The 18,413-nt window shown below is 35.4% G+C and carries 18 protein-coding genes, 1 tRNA gene, 1 other RNA gene and 1 riboswitch; of the genes, 12 read left to right on the top strand and 8 right to left on the bottom strand.

Annotated features, from left to right (window positions below; all coding sequences use genetic code 11):
- Positions 1 to 36 precede the first annotated feature (36 nt).
- From lysC to mog, 3 genes are all read right to left on the bottom strand, one after another.
- On the bottom strand, positions 37 to 1,401 hold the full coding sequence (gene lysC, locus ACYH9I_RS04230) for a lysine-sensitive aspartokinase 3 (protein WP_483559169.1): 1,365 nt from the start codon (positions 1,399 to 1,401) through the stop codon (positions 37 to 39).
- A gap of 75 nt (positions 1,402 to 1,476) precedes the next feature.
- Positions 1,477 to 1,650: riboswitch (Lysine riboswitch) on the bottom strand.
- Between the two features lie 107 nt (positions 1,651 to 1,757).
- Complete coding sequence (argR, locus tag ACYH9I_RS04225) at positions 1,758 to 2,216, bottom strand: transcriptional regulator ArgR (protein ID WP_483559168.1); 459 nt, start codon at positions 2,214 to 2,216, stop codon at positions 1,758 to 1,760.
- Positions 2,217 to 2,379: 163 nt separating this feature from the next.
- Entirely contained in the window at positions 2,380 to 2,958 is a 579-nt protein-coding gene (gene mog / locus ACYH9I_RS04220) for a molybdopterin adenylyltransferase (protein ID WP_483559166.1), read from the bottom strand.
- A gap of 222 nt (positions 2,959 to 3,180) precedes the next feature.
- Between mog and ACYH9I_RS04215 the strand changes: the two genes are divergently transcribed.
- Entirely contained in the window at positions 3,181 to 4,119 is a 939-nt protein-coding gene (locus ACYH9I_RS04215) for an ABC transporter ATP-binding protein (protein WP_483559164.1), read from the top strand.
- Positions 4,119 to 4,889 (top strand): ABC transporter permease, encoded by a 771-nt coding sequence (locus tag ACYH9I_RS04210; RefSeq protein WP_483559163.1) that lies wholly within the window; start codon positions 4,119 to 4,121, stop codon positions 4,887 to 4,889. The genes ACYH9I_RS04215 and ACYH9I_RS04210 overlap by 1 nt, the downstream gene beginning before the upstream one ends.
- A gap of 56 nt (positions 4,890 to 4,945) precedes the next feature.
- Here ACYH9I_RS04210 and ACYH9I_RS04205 read toward each other — a convergent pair whose 3' ends face one another.
- From ACYH9I_RS04205 to accB, 3 genes are all read right to left on the bottom strand, one after another.
- The gene (locus tag ACYH9I_RS04205) at positions 4,946 to 5,584 is read right to left on the bottom strand and encodes a bifunctional 4-hydroxy-2-oxoglutarate aldolase/2-dehydro-3-deoxy-phosphogluconate aldolase (RefSeq protein WP_483559161.1); all 639 of its coding nucleotides are present in this window, start codon (positions 5,582 to 5,584) and stop codon (positions 4,946 to 4,948) included.
- Between the two features lie 68 nt (positions 5,585 to 5,652).
- Entirely contained in the window at positions 5,653 to 6,999 is a 1,347-nt protein-coding gene (gene accC, locus ACYH9I_RS04200; RefSeq protein ID WP_483559159.1) for an acetyl-CoA carboxylase biotin carboxylase subunit, read from the bottom strand.
- A gap of 39 nt (positions 7,000 to 7,038) precedes the next feature.
- Complete coding sequence (gene accB, locus ACYH9I_RS04195) at positions 7,039 to 7,494, bottom strand: acetyl-CoA carboxylase biotin carboxyl carrier protein (protein ID WP_160430128.1); 456 nt, start codon at positions 7,492 to 7,494, stop codon at positions 7,039 to 7,041.
- A 371-nt stretch (positions 7,495 to 7,865) separates the two neighbouring features.
- Between accB and ACYH9I_RS04190 the strand changes: the two genes are divergently transcribed.
- From ACYH9I_RS04190 to ACYH9I_RS04165, 6 genes are all read left to right on the top strand, one after another.
- Complete coding sequence (locus ACYH9I_RS04190; RefSeq protein ID WP_160400374.1) at positions 7,866 to 8,912, top strand: rod shape-determining protein; 1,047 nt, start codon at positions 7,866 to 7,868, stop codon at positions 8,910 to 8,912.
- Between the two features lie 143 nt (positions 8,913 to 9,055).
- The gene (mreC, locus tag ACYH9I_RS04185; protein ID WP_483559157.1) at positions 9,056 to 9,898 is read left to right on the top strand and encodes a rod shape-determining protein MreC; all 843 of its coding nucleotides are present in this window, start codon (positions 9,056 to 9,058) and stop codon (positions 9,896 to 9,898) included.
- Entirely contained in the window at positions 9,885 to 10,370 is a 486-nt protein-coding gene (mreD, locus tag ACYH9I_RS04180) for a rod shape-determining protein MreD (protein ID WP_483559156.1), read from the top strand. The genes mreC and mreD overlap by 14 nt, the downstream gene beginning before the upstream one ends.
- Before the next feature lie 10 nt (positions 10,371 to 10,380).
- A complete protein-coding gene (rng, locus tag ACYH9I_RS04175) occupies positions 10,381 to 11,856 on the top strand; it encodes a ribonuclease G (RefSeq protein ID WP_483559154.1) in 1,476 nt (491 codons plus the stop codon).
- 108 nt (positions 11,857 to 11,964) lie between these two features.
- Positions 11,965 to 13,422, top strand: coding sequence for a metalloprotease TldD (tldD, locus tag ACYH9I_RS04170; protein WP_483559220.1), 1,458 nt, complete (start codon positions 11,965 to 11,967; stop codon positions 13,420 to 13,422).
- 30 nt (positions 13,423 to 13,452) lie between these two features.
- Entirely contained in the window at positions 13,453 to 14,148 is a 696-nt protein-coding gene (locus ACYH9I_RS04165) for a DedA family protein (protein ID WP_483559152.1), read from the top strand.
- A gap of 1 nt (position 14,149) precedes the next feature.
- On the opposite strand, the gene rnpB is transcribed toward ACYH9I_RS04165, so the two are convergent.
- Together rnpB and bamE are read right to left on the bottom strand one after the other, a co-directional pair.
- Positions 14,150 to 14,535: RNase P RNA component class A (rnpB, locus tag ACYH9I_RS04160), an RNA gene on the bottom strand.
- 174 nt (positions 14,536 to 14,709) lie between these two features.
- Positions 14,710 to 15,072: an outer membrane protein assembly factor BamE domain-containing protein gene (bamE, locus tag ACYH9I_RS04155; protein WP_483559150.1), complete on the bottom strand. Its 363-nt coding sequence runs from the start codon at positions 15,070 to 15,072 to the stop codon at positions 14,710 to 14,712.
- 352 nt (positions 15,073 to 15,424) lie between these two features.
- On the opposite strand from bamE, the gene proQ reads away from it, so the two are divergent.
- From proQ to ACYH9I_RS04135, 4 genes are all read left to right on the top strand, one after another.
- Positions 15,425 to 15,973, top strand: coding sequence for an RNA chaperone ProQ (gene proQ / locus ACYH9I_RS04150; protein WP_483559149.1), 549 nt, complete (start codon positions 15,425 to 15,427; stop codon positions 15,971 to 15,973).
- Between the two features lie 9 nt (positions 15,974 to 15,982).
- Positions 15,983 to 18,064, top strand: coding sequence for a carboxy terminal-processing peptidase (prc, locus tag ACYH9I_RS04145; protein WP_483559147.1), 2,082 nt, complete (start codon positions 15,983 to 15,985; stop codon positions 18,062 to 18,064).
- 24 nt (positions 18,065 to 18,088) lie between these two features.
- Positions 18,089 to 18,178 carry a cytochrome bd-I oxidase subunit CydH gene (gene cydH / locus ACYH9I_RS04140; protein WP_483559145.1) on the top strand — a complete coding sequence of 30 codons (90 nt, stop codon included), beginning with the start codon at positions 18,089 to 18,091 and terminating at the stop codon, positions 18,176 to 18,178.
- A 71-nt stretch (positions 18,179 to 18,249) separates the two neighbouring features.
- Positions 18,250 to 18,337 (top strand) — tRNA-Ser (locus tag ACYH9I_RS04135).
- The last annotated feature ends 76 nt before the right edge of the window (positions 18,338 to 18,413 follow it).

Here is an 18,413-nt window from a genome sequence, read left to right as displayed (position 1 = left end):
TGATTGAAGAAGGGAGCGCTAATCTCCCTTTTAATATTATGATTCAAAAATTGTTTTATGCAGAATTTTAATAATTGATTCTGCGTCATTGCTTTTTGCTAATAGGCAAAGATTGTGAGTACTTGCCCCATAACAGCAAAGTCTAATAATAAAGTCATTTAATACACCAAACACTTCTTTTGTTATACCTTGTGTTGAAGTTAGGTTATTTCCAATAATAGCAATTAGAGCTAAATCTTCTTCAACTGTGACATGACACACTGTTGACAGCTCATCAAATAATGCTTTCGTTAATAAACTGTTACCATTGGTGTTAGTGCCTGTTGTATCGATAGTTAATGCAATACTAACTTCTGATGTTGTGACTAAATCAACTGAAATATTATGTTTGGCTAATATCGTAAACACATTAGCTAGAAAACCTTGAGCATGTAGCATATTTAAACTAGTAAGTGTTAACAATGTTTGTTTACGACGTAGTGCTAACGCTCTAAATACTGGTAATTTAGATGTAATGCTATTAGTGTTGTAAACAATAGTTCCTCCTTCTTGAGGTGCTTTACTTGAACCAACAAAAACAGGGATATTGCTACGTACTGCTGGTACTAGTGTTGCAGGGTGTAGTACCTTTGCGCCAAACGTTGCCATTTCAGTTGCTTCAGCAAAAGATATTTCATCAATGCGTTTAGCTGCTGGCGTAATGCGAGGATCGTTAGTATAAATTCCTGCAACATCAGTCCAAATGTCAATTTGAGTTGCATTTAATGCTTCACCTAATAACGCTGCGGTATAATCGCTGCCCCCACGGCCTAAAGTGGTGGTTTTGCCTGAACTTTCACTACCGATAAATCCTTGTGTTACAACGATGCTATGACTGTTTAGTGATTTTAAATGCGCACAGCAAAGCTGTTTAATATCTTCAATTTTAGGTGTGGCTTTACCAAATTTATCATCGGTGCGCATAACTTTACGGACGTCAAACCATATGGCATTTTTTTGTTTTTCTTTCAATATTTCGACAAACAGTTTTGAAGACATAATTTCACCGTGGCTAACTAGCTCATCAGTTAATGCTGGTGATGTAGCTAAACTTGCGGCTTCAGACAAAGACGCTATATTAGCAATGATTTTGTCAATTTCAGTTCGTAGTTCAGGATTTTCAGGTAATTGTTCTAAGATGTTGTATTGGATCGATTGAATTTTTGCAATATGTTGAGATCGAACATCGGCATCACGTCCTTCTGCTAATGCGACTAACAAATTTGTTACGCCAGCAGATGCCGATAGTACCACAACTTTTACGTTAGGATTAGTTATTACAATATTGGCACTATTTACCATTGAAGGGTAATCAGCAACGCTAGTACCACCAAATTTAGCAATTACAAATGATGTTTCCATGGATTCCTCATATTAAAAATTTTTATTTTTAACAGAGTTAGAGCGGGTGTGTCCTATTTACAATTAAAAAAGTACAAACCCTGAAGTGCTCCACCTGTTAAGGTGACAACCCAAGGGATTCAGCCCTTGCAGTCGATTTGATAGCTTCTGGATAGGCAATCAAACCTCGGCATTACATCCCCTCAATCATTTATTAATGATTCCAGTACCTAAAATGATTTACCTGAGTAATGCGCCTCTTCGTTTTGCAACTTCTGTAACGAAGTCAGCGTTATATAAGATTAACTATTTTATTAATTGTGTCAACAGGTTAAATGTTAAAAATTATTAGGTGTAATATGGGGAAATTGCAACCACTATAATTCTCGTTCAAACAATTCGATAATGGTTTGATACAATTTTTTTACTGTACACTCTTTAGTTGGTGTACTAAAAATTGTATCATCACCTGCAATTGAACCTAAAATACCTTCAGATTTACCAATTGAGTCGAGTAACCGAGCAATGAGTTGGGCTGCACCAGGGCTGGTGTGTATCACCACCATTGAACTATTAAAATCGATATCAATCACTAAGTTTTTTAATGGGCTACTTGTAGTTGGTACGCTGATTTCAGCAGGTAAGCAATAGACCATTTCGGATTTTGCATTTCGAGTTCTTACTGCGCCAAATTTGGTTAGCATACGTGAAACTTTTGATTGATTGATATTATCAAAACCTTGTTCTTGTAGCGCTTGTACGATTTCTACTTGCGAACTAAACTTCTCTTGAAGAAGCATCTCTTTAAAAGTTTTAGTGAGATTAGCTTGTCTCATAATGTTCCTTGGCTTTTATTTTGTTACTGTCTTTTTCTAATACATGAAGTTATAACACTTATAATAAAATTTTCTTGCTATTTAAACAAAAATAACTCCAGTCATTTTAAAAGTATTAGCAGTAATTACTGTATAAATAATTATGCATTAAATTTGCATAAAATTAAAGTTTTGATTTAATTGCATCTTTAGGGCGAAAAGATTTAACTATTTGATCATGAGTTTCAATGTAAGGGCCTTCTAATAGTTGTATACAATAGGGAATGCTGGCAAAGATACCATTAACAATTACATTTCCTTGATTGTCTTTAAGTCCTTCAAGTGTTTCTTTGATTGATTTTGGTCTGCCAGGTAGGTTTATGATTAAACACTTTTTACGAATAACACCAACTTGTCTTGATAAAATTGCAGTTGGTACAAAATGTAAGCTGATTTGACGCATTTGCTCTCCATATCCTGGCATCACCCGATCAGAGATGGCAAGTGTCGCATCAGGTGTTACGTCTCTAATTGCAGGACCAGTACCTCCGGTGGTTAAAATTAAATGGCAATGTAGATTATCCACAAGCTCACATAATGTTCGTTCAATGACAGCTTGCTCATCAGGAATAATACGATTTTCGGTTGTAAAAGGCGTTTTCAATGCGGTTTGTAACCATGAAACTAATGATGGAATGCCTTCATCTTGGTAAACGCCACTTGAAGCTCTATCTGATACTGAAACTAACCCAATTTTAAACATGCTACTTATTCCTTCAACGATAAAGGCACACAGCTTGAAACTTAAAACTACACTGTTTGTGCTCAATCAATAATAATATGCGTTATGATCTTGCAATTATAATTTATTCTCATTGATATAAATAAAATTAAAAAGACCCTTACATTGATTGATTATATTGTCAATTGATTTAACATGATATCATATTATTTAAATAGCAATTGATTCACTTAGGATACATTCATGTCATCAATTCCTGCACTTGAGCTAATATCGCTCAAAAAAATCTATAAAAATGGTATAGAAGCATTAAAAGGTATCGATTTAACTGTACAGGCCGGCGATTTTTATGCCTTGCTGGGGCCAAATGGTGCTGGAAAGTCAACAACTATAGGTATTATTAGCTCATTAGTCACCAAAACATCCGGACAAGTTAAGATTTTCGGTTATGATTTAGATAAAGATGTTGTCAATGCTAAAAGACAATTAGGGCTTGTGCCACAAGAATTTAATTTTAATCAATTTGAAGAAGTGCTACAAATAGTTACTAATCAAGGTGGCTATTATGGATTGCCTCGAAAGCTTGCATTAGAGCGTGCTGAAAAGTATTTGCGAATTTTAGATTTATGGGACAAACGCCACAGTCGAGCTAGCATGTTATCTGGTGGCATGAAAAGGCGATTAATGATAGCCAGAGCGCTTGTGCATGAGCCTAAATTATTAATTCTTGATGAACCAACCGCAGGTGTTGATATTGAATTACGCCGTTCTATGTGGGATTTTTTACGTGAAATCAATCGGCAGGGTATCACAATTATTTTAACCACCCATTATTTAGAAGAAGCCGAAATGCTATGTCGAAATATCGGTATTATTCAGAGAGGTCAATTGATTGCGAATTCTTCAATGCGTGCTCTATTGGCTAAAAGCCAATCTGAAACCATTGTTATTGATTATGTCCCTACATCTGAGCCAATTAAATTACGAGGCTACAATTATTCTGATGTTGAAGCCGGAATGTTAGAAGTCAAAGTAGATAAGCAACATGGGTTAAACCAATTATTTGAACAACTAAATCAACAAAGTATTAAAGTGATCAGCGTACGAAATAAAGCAAATCGGTTAGAAGAGTTATTTGTTGATCTATTGCACAATGATACTAAACAAAAAGGTGATATTTGATGAATAATTTATATTGGATTGCCTTAAAAAGTATTTGGCGTAAAGAAGTGACACGATTTTTAAGAATTTGGGTTCAAACGCTAATTCCACCAGTAATTACAATGTCTCTTTATTTTATCATCTTTGGTAATTTAATTGGCTCTCGTGTTGGTGAAATGGGGGGATTTAGCTATATGGCATTTATTGTGCCGGGATTAATTATGATGTCCGTTATTACCAATTCTTATACCAATGTTTGTTCATCCTTTTTTAGCGCTAAATTTCAACATAACATTGAAGAATTATTGGTAGCGCCTGTACCCACGCATATTCTTATTTTGGGATATGTTGGTGGTGGCGTGATGCGCGGTATTTTAACTGGTATTTTAGTGACGATCGTATCACTATTTTTTGTTCGTTATGAAGTGCATTCTTGGTTATTTGTTGTTTGTACATTACTATTGACCTCAATTCTGTTTTCATTAGCTGGTTTATTAAATGCGGTATTTGCCAAGACATTTGATGATATAAGCATTATTCCAACATTTGTATTAACACCATTAACTTATCTTGGAGGTGTTTTCTATTCCATTACTATGCTACCAGACTTTTGGCAGTGGATTTCAAAAATTAATCCAATCGTTTATATGATTAACGGTTTTCGTTATGGATTTTTGGGCGTGACAGACGTGCCGTTATGGATCACGTTTTCAATGCTGATTTTGTTTGTTACCGTACTGTATGTAATTGCATGGCGACTTATTGAAAGTGGGCGAGGGTTAAGAAGTTAAGAAGTATTGACAACGAGTGGTTAACCGCCGATATTATATCGGCGGAATAATAGCAGTTATTGTGCACCAGCAACAGCTTGTTTTGTCATTTCCGTAATTTTAGCAAAATCTCCTTTTGCAATTGCATCGGTTGGAATAAACCAAGTGCCACCGACGCAAAGTACATTATCAAGCGCAAGGTAATCGCGATAGTTTTTCGGGTTTACTCCCCCCGTAGGACAGAACTTCATATATCCACAAGGGCCAGCAAAAGCTTTTAATGCTGCAACGCCACCATTGATTTCAGCTGGGAAGAATTTTAGTGCCGTTAGACCATATTCTTGTGCTGTTAATAGTTCAGAAATAGTTGCAATACCAGGAATAACAGGGATAGGACCTTCAACCGCAGCTTTTAAAATAGCGTCAGTAATACCAGGAGTGATGACAAATTCAACGCCAGCTTCGGTGACTTGTTTTAGTTGTTCAACAGTTGTCACTGTTCCTGCACCAACCACAGCTTCAGGAACTTCTTTGATGATTTTCTTTATTGCGTCAATTGCACAAGCTGTTCGTAACGTCACCTCTAGTACTTTTACTCCACCAGCAATGAGCGCTTTGGCTAGCGGTACAGCATCTTCAATACGTTCAATCACAATAACCGGAACAACAGGTCCCATGGTTAAAATTTCTTCAGCACTTTTTTTCCAATTTTTCATTTATATCTACCCATACCTTATTGATACTTAAATATAGCAATAATCCCTAATAGATAGGGATTATTTTGTTACTCATAAATGCCTAATTTCTTTTCTAAGTAATGAATGTTGGTACCACCTTTTTGGAAGCCTTCATCATTCATGATTTCAATATGAAGATCAATATTGGTTTTGATTCCATCAATCACTAGCTCTGCTAAGGCATTTTTCATCCGCGCAATGGCAACTTCGCGTGTTTCACCATAAGCGATTAATTTACCAATCATTGAGTCATAGTAAGGTGGGACAGTATAACCAGCATAAATATGTGATTCCCAACGAATACCAAAGCCACCTGGTGCATGAAAACGGGTAATTTTTCCTGGTGATGGCATAAAGGTTTTAGGATCTTCAGCATTAATTCGGCATTCAATCGCGTGGCCTTTTATTTCAATATCACTTTGTTTAATTGACAGTGGTTTGCCTGCGGCGATCAAAATTTGTTCTCTTATTAAATCAACGCCAGTTACCATTTCGGTAACTGGATGCTCTACTTGAATACGGGTATTCATTTCAATGAAATAAAACTCGCCATTTTCAAATAAGAATTCGAATGTACCTGCACCACGATAGCCGATCTCAATACATGCATTAACGCAACGCTCGCCAATGAATTTACGCATTTTAGGTGTGATGCCAAGTGCTGGTGCTTCTTCTACCACTTTTTGATGACGTCTTTGCATTGAGCAATCTCGTTCACCTAAATAAACAGCATGACCTTGACCATCAGAAAGTACTTGAATTTCGATATGACGTGGGTTCTCAAGGAATTTTTCCATGTAAACCATATCATTATTGAAAGCTGTTTTGGCTTCCAATTTGGTCATTTTGATGGATTGTTCAAGATCCTTTTCTTCCCGAACAATACGCATACCGCGACCACCGCCGCCACCAGAAGCTTTAATAATCACAGGATAGCCAATTTGTTTAGCGATTTGTTTATTGGCTTCAATATCACTACCTAGTGGTCCATCTGAACCCGGCACACAAGGCACACCGGCTTTTTTCATGGCATGAATCGCCGATACTTTATCGCCCATTAAACGGATGGTGTCGGGTTTTGGACCAACAAAAATAAAGCCTGAACGCTCAACTTGCTCAGCAAAGTCCGCATTTTCAGATAAGAATCCATATCCTGGATGAATAGCAGCAGCACCGGTTACTTCAGCAGCTGAAATTAGTGCTGGCACATTAAGGTAACTTTTTACGGAAGCTGCTGAGCCAATACAGACGGTTTCATCTGCTAGTAATACATGTTTTAAATCTTTATCTGCCGTAGAATGAACTGCAACAGTTTTAATTCCAAGTTCTTTACATGCTCGTAATATACGTAGAGCTATTTCTCCACGATTCGCAATAAGAATTTTATCAAGCATATTCAATCTCTTAATCGTATAGTCATTAATAAATTCAGATTATTCAATAATGAATAGTGGCTGATCAAATTCAACTGGTTGACCATTTTCAACCAAGATTGCTTTTATTGTACCAGCCTTTTCTGACTCGATTTGGTTCATCATTTTCATCGCTTCAACAATGCAAAGTACATCGCCAACATTTACTGTTTGACCAACTTCAACAAAAGCTTTTGATTCTGGACTTGGTGTACGATAAAAAGTTCCAACCATTGGGGATTTGATTGTTGTTCCATCAGTTACAACAGTCTCTGTTACGACTTCAGTTTGAGCTGTTGGGGCTACAACGACAGGAGCAGGTTGAGGAATTTGAATATTTTGTACTGGCGCCGAATAGTTTGTAGTAGGAGCAGAACGACTAATTCGAACTGATTCCTCACCTTCAGAAATTTCAAGTTCAGAAATACCTGACTCTTCAACTAATTCAATTAATTTTTTAATTTTGCGTATATCCATGAATTACACCGTGTTTATTTGATATAAGTAACAATGATTTTAATGTATCCTTATTATCAGCTAAAAGTGTTATTTTCGCCAAAATAAGGTTGTAACTCAACATTAACGCGGAAGAATACACTGTAAAATTGAATTTGTCATTATATATCTCCTTTACAAACACTTGTTATACTATTTTCTAGGTATTATTTTATAATTGCGATACAATAACAGAAGTGATTTATTATTGGGTTTGGCTATGGTTTAAAAAGGTTAAATAATATCTTATTTAGCTTGGATAAAGTTGAAAATATATATTTTTTGATTCCATGGTTTATTTTTAAATACTAAAATATACTTAAACAAGATTTATTCTAGGAAGAGTTTTTATTATGTTCAAAAAAGTTCGCGGCTTGTTTTCAAATGATTTATCGATCGATTTAGGTACAGCAAACACACTTATTTATGTAAAAGGACAAGGTATTGTATTAAACGAACCTTCAGTTGTAGCGATCCGCCAAGATCATCGCACAGGCACACCTAAAAGTGTTGCTGCTGTTGGGCATGCTGCGAAACAGATGTTAGGGCGGACGCCTGGTAATATTGCTGCTATTAGACCAATGAAAGATGGCGTTATTGCCGACTTTTCTGTTACTGAAAAAATGCTACAGTATTTTATTCGCCAAGTTCATAGCCATAGTTTTTTAAGGCCAAGCCCCCGTGTACTTGTTTGTGTTCCTGTCGGGGCTACACAAGTTGAGCGTCGTGCTATTCGCGAGTCAGCATTAGGCGCAGGTGCTCGTGAGGTATATTTAATTGAAGAGCCAATGGCAGCTGCTATTGGTGCTGATTTACCGGTATCTGCGCCAACAGGTTCAATGGTCGTTGATATTGGTGGTGGAACTACAGAAGTGGCAGTTATTTCATTAAATGGTGTTGTATATTCTGCATCTGCGCGTATTGGCGGGGATCGCTTTGATGAAGCGATTATTAACTATGTTCGTCGTAATTATGGTGCCTTGATTGGTGAAGCAACAGCTGAAAAAATCAAACATTTTATTGGTAGTGCTTATCCTGGCGATGAAGTGCTTGAAATAGAAGTCCGTGGACGTAATCTTGCTGAAGGCGTGCCTCGCAGTTTTACTTTAAATTCTAACGAAATTTTAGAGGCGCTACAAGAACCTTTAAGCGGCATTGTCAGTGCAGTTAAAGTGGCGTTAGAGCAGTGTCCTCCAGAACTTGCTTCTGATATTTCAGAGCACGGTATGGTTTTAACTGGTGGTGGAGCTTTATTACGTAATATTGATAAATTATTATCGGCTGAAACTGGTATTCATGTTGTAGTGGCTGAAGATCCATTAACATGTGTTGCAAGAGGTGGTGGAAAAGCGCTAGATATGGTTGACATGCATGGTGGAGATCTATTTAGTGAAGAGTAATTGCTACCTTAATCGTTGCTAAATTTCATATTGGTGAAACGATTAGTAAGTAAATATCTCATATTTTCATCCGCCGACATTGTCGGCGGAGTCGTATCTTAAAATAATTAGATCTTGAGCATAAAACAGGTAAGTACTGGACAATGAAATTACTTTTTTCTAAACGTTCCCCCCTCAGTGTACAATTATTTACTTTTTTAGCATTAGCTTTAGTACTAATTGTATTAGATGTCAACTATCGACCATTTAAAGAAATTCGTTATTATTTAGATACTATCATTTCGCCTCTTTATCATGTGTCGAATGCGCCAAAGTCATCATTGGATTCTCTTTACGAGATGACAAAAACAAGAGAAACCTTGATCAGTGAAAAAGAAAAATTGCGTGCAGACTTGTTGCAACAAAAAAATGATTTATTATTGCTTGAACATTTAAAACATGAAAACACTAGGCTTCGTGAATTACTTGGTTCTCCATTAAGGCCTGATGAGCATAAAATGGCAGCACAAGTATTGCTTGCTGATACAGATCCTTATGTTTATCAATTCGTTGTAAATAAAGGTAAACAAGATGGTGTTTATGTCGGCCAGCCAGTAGTTGATGAAAAAGGGATAGTCGGACAAATTTATGAAACTGCTCAATCAACTAGTCGCGCTATTTTAGTGTGTGATTATCAGCATGCAATACCGGTACAAGTGCTAAGAAACGATATTGGTATGGTTGCTGTGGGTAACGGATGTAGTAATGATTTAACATTAGAGTTTTTGCCTAATAATGTTGATATAAAAGTAGGAGATGTTTTAGTCACCTCAGGACTTGACGGTCGTTTTCCAGAAGGTTATCCAGTAGCAATAGTAAGTTCAGTAAAACTTGATATTACTGATTCAACTCCAATTATTTCGGCTACACCAACAGCAGATTTAAAACGTTTACGCTATTTATTGTTATTGTGGGGAAATCAAGGGGTAAAACATGAGGGGTCGTAATCGGATATTGATTATTTGGATAACGCTATTAATTGGCTTATGTTTGCAAATTATTCCATGGTCACCATCATATAGTATGTTTAAACCGCATTTGCTGATTCTTATTTTTGCTTATTGGTTAATTGCTCTTCCTCATCGAATTGGAATTGGGACTGCTTTTATATTTGGAATCGTAATAGATCTGTGTTCCGGTTCAATCTTGGGGGTACATGCTTTTATTTATTCATGTATTGCTTATTTACTTGTTTTTAAATTCCAATTGATACGTAATTTAGCTTTATGGCAACAGTCGTTTATTATTTTTGGTATTTCGGTGTGCTACAATTTACTTGTGTTTGTATTTCAAGTTAGTATTTATCATACTATAACAATATCGCCATTGATTTTACTATCAAGCTGTATTGATGGCTTATTATGGGTTGTGATCTATTTATTTTTACGATTAATAAGACGAAGTTTTGCCATCAATTAAAAGGAATTTTATGTCTGTTGAATTATTAATGAATGTAACGCCATCCGAAACTAGAGTCGCTTATATTGAAGATGGTGTATTACAAGAAATCCATGTGGATCGTGAATCTAGGCGAGGTATTGTTGGGAATATCTATAAAGGCAAAGTGATCCGTATTTTACCTGGTATGCAGGCTGCTTTCGTAGACATAGGTCTTGAGAAAGCAGCTTTTTTACATGCATCTGATATTATGCCCCATACAGAGTGTGTATCAGATACTGAACAAGAACAATTTCAAGTAAAAGACATATCTGAACTTGTTCGTCAAGGACAGGACTTAATGGTGCAGGTGGTTAAAGACCCTCTGGGAACAAAGGGAGCGAGGCTAACAACTGATATTACTTTGCCGTCGCGCTATTTAGTATTAATGCCAGGACCTAATTCTGCTCATGTAGCTACTTCGCAAAGGATAGAAAGTGAACAAGAGCGTGAAAGACTAAAAAGTATTGTTGAACAATATGTGACAGCCGAAGGTGGTTTTATTGTTAGAACGGCTGCAGAGGGCGCAAATGCTCATGAATTAGAGCAAGATGCCAATTTTTTAAAACGTCTTTGGAGTAAAATCCAAGAAAGAATGGCTCGACCAGTAAGTAAAAATCTAGTTTATGGTGAATTGGCATTATCACAACGTGTATTACGTGATTTTGTGGGTGATCCTATTGAACGAATTCTGGTAGACTCAAAATTAACTTATGATTTATTAGTTGAGTTTACGCAAGAATTTATGCCCGAAGTGACTAGTAAATTATCACATTATCGAGGTAATATTCCGATTTTTGATCTTTATGATACCGAAAACGAAATTCAAAGAGCATTAGATCGTAAAGTAAAATTGAAATCTGGCGGATATTTAATTATTGACCAAACTGAAGCTATGACGACAATTGATATTAATACTGGTGCATTTGTTGGTCATCGTAATTTAGAGGAAACTATTTTTAATACCAATATTGAGGCAACAATAGCAATTGCTCGACAATTGCGTTTGCGTAATTTGGGTGGCATTATTATTATCGATTTTATTGATATGCAAGAGGATTTGCATCGTGAGCGAGTATTACAATCGCTCCAAGATTTTTTATCTAAAGATAGAGCTAGAACTACTGTTAATTTATTTTCTACTTTAGGCTTAGTAGAAATGACACGCAAACGAACGCGTGAAAGTATAGGACATATTTTATGCGAAGAATGTCCTGCATGCAAAGGCCGTGGTATGGTCAAATCTGTAGAAACAGTTTGCAACGAAATTTTACGTGAAATAGTTCGTGTTTATAAAGCACATCACTCAGAGTATTTTTTGGTTTATGCATCTGCTGCTGTGGCTAATGCTTTAACTAATGATGAGTCTCACGCTTTAGCTGAAGTTGAGGTGTTTGTGGGTAAACGTGTTGAAGTAAAGATTGAACCACTTTATATTCAAGAACAATACGATGTGGTATTAATGTAGTTACCAAATGTTTGATTATAAAAATATTAAAGGCAAAAAAATATTATGATCAAATACTTGTATGATCATCAAAAAAACTTGCATCCACAATTAAAATTTAAGGAATTTATGACACTAACTCAAGTGAGTGAACGATTGCTCAATCCAAATAATCTAAACCAACAAGATCTTTTGCATTTACTTGATATGCTAAGTTCAAGGCAAATTTGTTTTGGTGATTTGTATTTTTTATCTGGCTATTATGAAAGCTGGTTACTTGAAGATGGCATTATAAAAAATGCTTCATTCCATCGAGATCAAGGTGTTGGAGTTAGAGCTATTGTTGGTGAAAAAACGGGATTTGCTTATACTGATCAGCTTTCATTAGCGCGTTTGGAACAAAGTGTATTAGCGGCAAGCTCAATCACCACACTACAAACATCCATCGCTGTGACTCCATTTAGAACTACTCAAACAGTGTCAATATATCCATCAATCAATCCGATTAATTTGTTTTCTCAAGAGCAAAAAATTTCGCTGTTGCAACATATTGATCAATTAGCTCGCTCACTTGATCCTAGGGTTATTGAAGTCTCTGCTAGTTTAACTGGAAGTTATGAAGATATTTTAATTGTGGCAACAGACGGTACATTATGTGCTGATATTCGCCCTTTAGTTCGTTTATCTGTTTCTGTTTTAGTTGAAAAAGAAGGTAAACGTGAACGTGGCAGTAGTGGTGGTGGTGGGCGATTTGGATATGAATATTTCTTAACAATCAATCCAAAAACATCAGAAAGTTACGCTGATAGTTATACGCGAGAAGCCGTACGCCAAGCACTCGTATCCCTTTCAGCGAAAGCTGCACCTGCTGGAACAATGCCTGTTATTTTAGGGGCTGGTTGGCCCGGGGTATTATTACATGAAGCTGTAGGCCATGGGTTAGAAGGTGATTTTAATCGTAAAAATAGTTCAGTTTTTTCCAGAAAAATTGGTGAACAAGTTACCTCAGAATTTTGTACCATTGTCGATGATGGTACGATCGAAAATCGCCGAGGATCACTCTCTATAGATGACGAAGGTACACCAAGCCAAAAAACAGTCCTTATTGAAAATGGTATCTTAAAGGGCTATATGTTTGATAAACTCAACGCAAAATTGATGAATACGCATTCAACGGGCAATGGGCGTCGTGAAGGGTATGCTTACTTACCTATGCCAAGAATGACAAACACCTATATGCTGGCGGGGAATTCATCTTTTGACGATATTATTAGCAGTGTTGATTACGGGCTTTATGCACCTAATTTTGCTGGTGGTCAAGTTGATATCACTTCCGGTAAGTTTGTTTTTTCAACCTCAGAGGCCTATTTGATTGAAAAGGGTAAAATAACAACGCCAGTAAAAGGTGCAACACTAATTGGTTCTGGTATTGAAACCATGCAACAAGTATCTATGGTAGGCAATGATCTTGAACTAGATTCAGGTGTAGGCGTTTGTGGTAAAGCAGGCCAAAGTGTTCCTGTTGGGGTTGGGCAACCTACTTTAAAAGTGAATAATTTGACCGTTGGTGGTACCATTAATCACTAATAACGATACATTAATGGGATTTCAAAATAGATGGAAACAATAATTACACTTTATCATGCGTTTATTAATTTGGATATTGCAACGCTCTCAAATCCTAATGTGCTATGGGCACTATATGGTATGTTGTTTGTTATTATCCTTTTAGAAAATGGCGTTTTACCAGCAGCTTTTTTGCCTGGAGACAGCCTATTATTCTTAACAGGTGTACTAATTAGTCAAAATGTATTTCATTTTGGTCTAATTAATCTTATTTTAATTGCTGGCGCAGCTTTAGGAACTTGGTTAGGTTATGCACAAGGTTTGTGGCTTGGCAATACTAAGCTTGTACAAGGTTGGATGGCGCATATTCCTGAAAAATATCATCATAAATCTGAAGTATTATTCCATAAGTATGGATTACAGGCGCTATTTATTGGACGATTTATTGCTTTCGTACGTACATTATTACCAATGATGGCAGGATTATCAGGATTACATAGTCGAAAATTCCATATCTATAATTTGATCAGTGCAACATTATGGATTTTCTTGATTGTGACGTTAGGTTATTTATTTGGATTATCGCCAATTTTCAAAGAGTATGAAAAGCAAATTATGTCTTTGCTAATGTTAATACCTGTTTTTTTATTGGTATTAGGATTGCTATTTTCAGTTTTTCTTGCTGTCAAACGCTCGATAAATAATAAAAGACAATCTAAAGCGACATCAAACCACAATAAAAAATAGAAAGTGAAATTAACCGATAAGCCGGGTTCTGTCGTGGACAATCATTCCTCTAGGCTAATGCTCACGCATTAGCTCAAGCAGTCTACCCGGATTCAACGCGGGCCGCGCCAATGAATCCCTATTTGACCTTGCTCCGAGTGGAGTTTACCGTGCCACAACTGTTACCAGTTGCGCGGTGTGCTCTTACCACACCCTTTCACCCTTACCTGATCTTATAAAATAAGCCATCGGCGGTTTACTTTCTGTTGCACTAGTCGTGAATTTTAGCTCTCGCCAAAACTCCCCAGGCGTTACCTGGCACTCTGCCCTATGGAGCCCGGACTTTCCTCCCCTCTGTTTATCTCCACTAATAAAGAACAACAAAGCAGCGATTGTCTGGTTAATTTCATCAATAAGTATAAACTAAAGCACAATTTTGTCCAGAACTGTATGATCATTAGAGAATAAATGAATGATGTTTAAATGTTTTTAAGATAAATAGAATTATATAATAAAGATGATACATGAAATGAATAGCACATCTTAATGATGTGCTATAGTAATAATATTACTTTAATTTAATTACCATTTTTTTTGTTTTTGATTTTCGTCATAATTAAACCAAGTTACAACGCCTTTAGAAATAATAATATCGAGCTTGCCTTCAAGAATATTGTATTGTGTTTCACCAATTAACATATGACTGGTTGAGCTTTTTTTAGTATATTGGTATGTCCATTGTGTTTCGTTATTATTAAGGATTTTTTTACTTGTAGGTTCTCCAAATATAGATAAAATTTGAGATTCGGTGGACGAACCTTCAACAATTTTGCTTACTTTTTCGTTATTAAGTGGAGAGCCTTGTTCAATAAAATTTTTTTGTGCGCATGCGGATAGGGTAAGTGTAGAGCATAGAATTATAATAAATTTTTTTATATTTTTCATGGTATAGTTGCCTGTTAGGTTATTAAAAATGTGAGTTGATAATATCATATGTTTGATAACGTTCAATATGGAGTAACTAAGATGTGCTTAAAAAAGATAATTCGGCTAATTGTTATGTTTTTCTTTTTTTAATCTCTCTTAGTTTATAACCATAAGTATCTATGTTATGCTTTTCTAATACTAAAAACAGTAAGTTCAATATTTCATTGTGTATTCTAAAATAGAATGTTTTTATAATAGTATTTAGGATGTTATAACAATTATTAATGAACGAAAAAAAGATAGTTAGTGTTATTATATAAGCTGCGATATACTTTAACGCTAGTAAAATTTAGTTGCTATGGGATAACCAATGGAAAATCAGTTTCAATTAACAAATAGTAAAGAGATTATTGCTTATTTAGCTCAACAATTCCCAAATTGTTTTACCCTTGAGGGTGAAGCAAAACCATTAAAGATTGGGATTTTTCAAGATATTATTTCTCGTTTAGATGGTTGCCAAATATTAAGTAAAACTAAACTTCGTGTTGCATTGCGTTCATACACAATGAGTTGGCGTTACTTGTATAGTATAAAAAAAGGCGCTAATCGTATTGATTTAGATGGCAACCCTGATGAAATCATTAACCAAGAACAGATGGATCATGCTCAACAACAATTAAAAGAGAGCAAAGAAAAGGCTAAAGAACGTTTTAAAGAACAAGCAAAAGGAAAACGTAAAACTACTCAAGCGCCTTCTAAAAAAGTTAAATCTTTAAATAATGGTGATTTTGTTAAAGTTATAGTAGGTAATAAACCTATAAAAGTACAAATAATTAATATTGAAAAAGAACATATTAAAGTAAAAATTGGTTCAGGTATGGAATTAACGGTTAAACCTGAATATATTATCAATAAATAGAGAATTTGAATGAATAAATTACTGAAAGGTATTATTACATTTAGCCTTGTTTTGTGTATTTTTGACCAAAACGCTCAGGCAAAAACGCAAGCAAAAGAACAAATACCTATTTTAAAGCAAGATGAGATTCACCAAGTTGTTGCTAAGCGTGTGACAAATTTTTTTACTCAGTCACATTATCGTAATTTTGCTTTAGATGGTGCTTTTTCTTCTAAGATCTTTGATCGCTATTTCAAATTATTAGATAGCAATAAATCTTTATTTATTCAAAGTGATGTTGATAGCTTTCGAAATAGACAAGAATCTTTAGGTCAGGAATTAATTGATGGTAATCTAAAAACGGCTTATGACATTTATAACCTCTTTTTGCAAAAACGTTATAACCGTTATCAATACGCTCTTGAAGTTTTACAACAACCTATGGATTTTTCTACTAGCGATGAAGTTGATTTTAATCGTGAAGAAATTGCATGGCCTACTTCTGAAACTGAACTCAATGTCTATTGGGATAAACGAGTTAAATATGACGAGTTGAATTTATCTTTATCTGGAAAAAACGAAAAAGAGATCCGTGAAATATTAACTAAACGTTACAATCGCGTTTTAAAAACAGTAATGCAATCAAATAATGAAGATGCTTTTCAAATATTTATGAATGCATTTGCAAGAGAAATTGACCCTCACACTAGCTATTTAGCGCCACGCAAAAAACGAGATTTTGATTCTGAAATGAGTTTGTCATTTGAAGGTATTGGAGCAACATTAAGCCAGCAAGATGACTATACTGTGATTATGTCTTTTGTGACAGGAGGACCAGCTGAAAAAAGCAAACAGTTGACAGTTGGAGATAAAATTATTGGTGTAGGTCAACGTGATTCGGCGATTGAAGATGTTATTGGTTGGCGTTTAGATGATATTGTCGATAAAATTCGTGGACCAAAAGGTACTATAGTTAAGTTAGAAATTTTACCTGCAGGTAATAATAGTAAGGCCAAAGTCATTGAGCTTACTCGTGATAAAATTCATTTTGAAGATCGTGAAGCGAAATTGAAGATCATGGATAATCAGCGCGGTAAAGTAGGGGTTATTGAAATACCTAGTTTCTACATGGGATTAACCGAAAAAGTTGAGTCTCTTTTATCAAAAGCGAATAAAGAAAATTTGCAAGGTTTAATTATTGATTTACGTGATAATGGTGGTGGTTCATTAGCTGAAGTTATTACTTTAACTGGTTTGTTTATTGATAGTGGGCCTGTAGTTCAAGTTCGAGATAATTTGCAAAAAGTCATTACTTATGATGATAAAAATAAAGGTATTGAATATACTGGTCCACTTGTTGTGATGATTAATCGCTATAGTGCATCAGCATCAGAAATATTTTCTGCCGCTATGCAGGATTATGGACGTGCATTAATTGTTGGTGAAACGACTTATGGTAAAGGTACCGTACAAACATCTCGTAACATTTCCTATCCAGTTGATGCAAGGTTACATCCAAATTGGCCTGAACTAGGTGGTGCTCAATACACTATACAGAAGTTTTATCGTATTAATGGCGGTAGTACACAATTAAAAGGTGTTGAGCCTGACATTGAAATGAATAGAGTGAAATATGTTGATGAGACAGGTGAACGATTCTTAGATAATGCGTTACCTTGGGATAAAATACCATCAGCTAATTATTTGACTCTTGCCAATATCAAGTCGTTGTTACCTGATTTAGAATCGCAACATTTGGCTAGGATTTCAAAAAATCCTGAATTTATTTATATTGATGAAGATATTAAAATGTTTAATGATAAAAAAGATCATCAATATATTGTTTCGTTGAATAAGAAACAAAGAGAAGCAGAACAAAAAATTAATGATGAACGTAGTTTAAAAAGAATGAATGAACGTTTAAATAAAGCAGGTTTACCATCGATCTCTAAATTAGATGATTTACCTAAGGATTATAAACAACCCGATGCTTACTTAGATGAATCGATCGAGATACTTCTTGATTTTGCGTCTAAATATCCAAAAATTGAAAGTAATGGTTCTATTAACAATATTATTTCGTTTGATTTGCCAATCGAAAAAGCTAATTAATAAAAAATAATTGGAGATAATAAAATGTGTTCAGATTTAAAATATGCATTGATCGCAACAGCGGGGGTGCTAGCTGTTTTGGTAACTTTTGGTATCATTGTTTGTATGAATTAAAAAAGCTTGATTAATTATTTCGTGATTATTATAGTATGCAACCTGCTTAAAAAAGCAGGTGCTAATAATTAGGTGAGGTGTCCGAGTGGTTGAAGGAGCACGCCTGGAAAGTGTGTATACGGCAACGTATCAAGGGTTCGAATCCCTTCCTCACCGCCATATTTAGTCATTAAAGGGTCGAACATCAGGTTCAATATTGTTGTTAGAAGTATATTGTCAAGGTTACTTTAGCAAA

The organism is Gilliamella sp. X-23, assembly GCF_057063545.1.
This window is presented reverse-complemented; position numbering and strand designations above follow the sequence as displayed.

What these genes read in the sequence shown, in the direction of transcription:
- mog (WP_483559166.1), bottom strand. Translation starts at nt 2,958, where the DNA reads ATGTTTAAAATTGGGTTAGTTTCAGTATCAGATAGAGCTTCAAGTGGC.
- ACYH9I_RS04190 (WP_160400374.1), top strand. Translation starts at nt 7,866, where the DNA reads ATGTTCAAAAAAGTTCGCGGCTTGTTTTCAAATGATTTATCGATCGAT.
- ACYH9I_RS04215 (WP_483559164.1), top strand. Translation starts at nt 3,181, where the DNA reads ATGTCATCAATTCCTGCACTTGAGCTAATATCGCTCAAAAAAATCTAT.
- prc (WP_483559147.1), top strand. Translation starts at nt 15,983, where the DNA reads ATGAATAAATTACTGAAAGGTATTATTACATTTAGCCTTGTTTTGTGT.
- tldD (WP_483559220.1), top strand. Translation starts at nt 11,965, where the DNA reads ATGACACTAACTCAAGTGAGTGAACGATTGCTCAATCCAAATAATCTA.
- argR (WP_483559168.1), bottom strand. Translation starts at nt 2,216, where the DNA reads ATGAGACAAGCTAATCTCACTAAAACTTTTAAAGAGATGCTTCTTCAA.
- proQ (WP_483559149.1), top strand. Translation starts at nt 15,425, where the DNA reads ATGGAAAATCAGTTTCAATTAACAAATAGTAAAGAGATTATTGCTTAT.
- ACYH9I_RS04205 (WP_483559161.1), bottom strand. Translation starts at nt 5,584, where the DNA reads ATGAAAAATTGGAAAAAAAGTGCTGAAGAAATTTTAACCATGGGACCT.
- mreD (WP_483559156.1), top strand. Translation starts at nt 9,885, where the DNA reads ATGAGGGGTCGTAATCGGATATTGATTATTTGGATAACGCTATTAATT.
- lysC (WP_483559169.1), bottom strand. Translation starts at nt 1,401, where the DNA reads ATGGAAACATCATTTGTAATTGCTAAATTTGGTGGTACTAGCGTTGCT.
- accB (WP_160430128.1), bottom strand. Translation starts at nt 7,494, where the DNA reads ATGGATATACGCAAAATTAAAAAATTAATTGAATTAGTTGAAGAGTCA.
- rng (WP_483559154.1), top strand. Translation starts at nt 10,381, where the DNA reads ATGTCTGTTGAATTATTAATGAATGTAACGCCATCCGAAACTAGAGTC.
- bamE (WP_483559150.1), bottom strand. Translation starts at nt 15,072, where the DNA reads ATGAAAAATATAAAAAAATTTATTATAATTCTATGCTCTACACTTACC.
- cydH (WP_483559145.1), top strand. Translation starts at nt 18,089, where the DNA reads ATGTGTTCAGATTTAAAATATGCATTGATCGCAACAGCGGGGGTGCTA.
- ACYH9I_RS04210 (WP_483559163.1), top strand. Translation starts at nt 4,119, where the DNA reads ATGAATAATTTATATTGGATTGCCTTAAAAAGTATTTGGCGTAAAGAA.
- accC (WP_483559159.1), bottom strand. Translation starts at nt 6,999, where the DNA reads ATGCTTGATAAAATTCTTATTGCGAATCGTGGAGAAATAGCTCTACGT.
- ACYH9I_RS04165 (WP_483559152.1), top strand. Translation starts at nt 13,453, where the DNA reads ATGGAAACAATAATTACACTTTATCATGCGTTTATTAATTTGGATATT.
- mreC (WP_483559157.1), top strand. Translation starts at nt 9,056, where the DNA reads ATGAAATTACTTTTTTCTAAACGTTCCCCCCTCAGTGTACAATTATTT.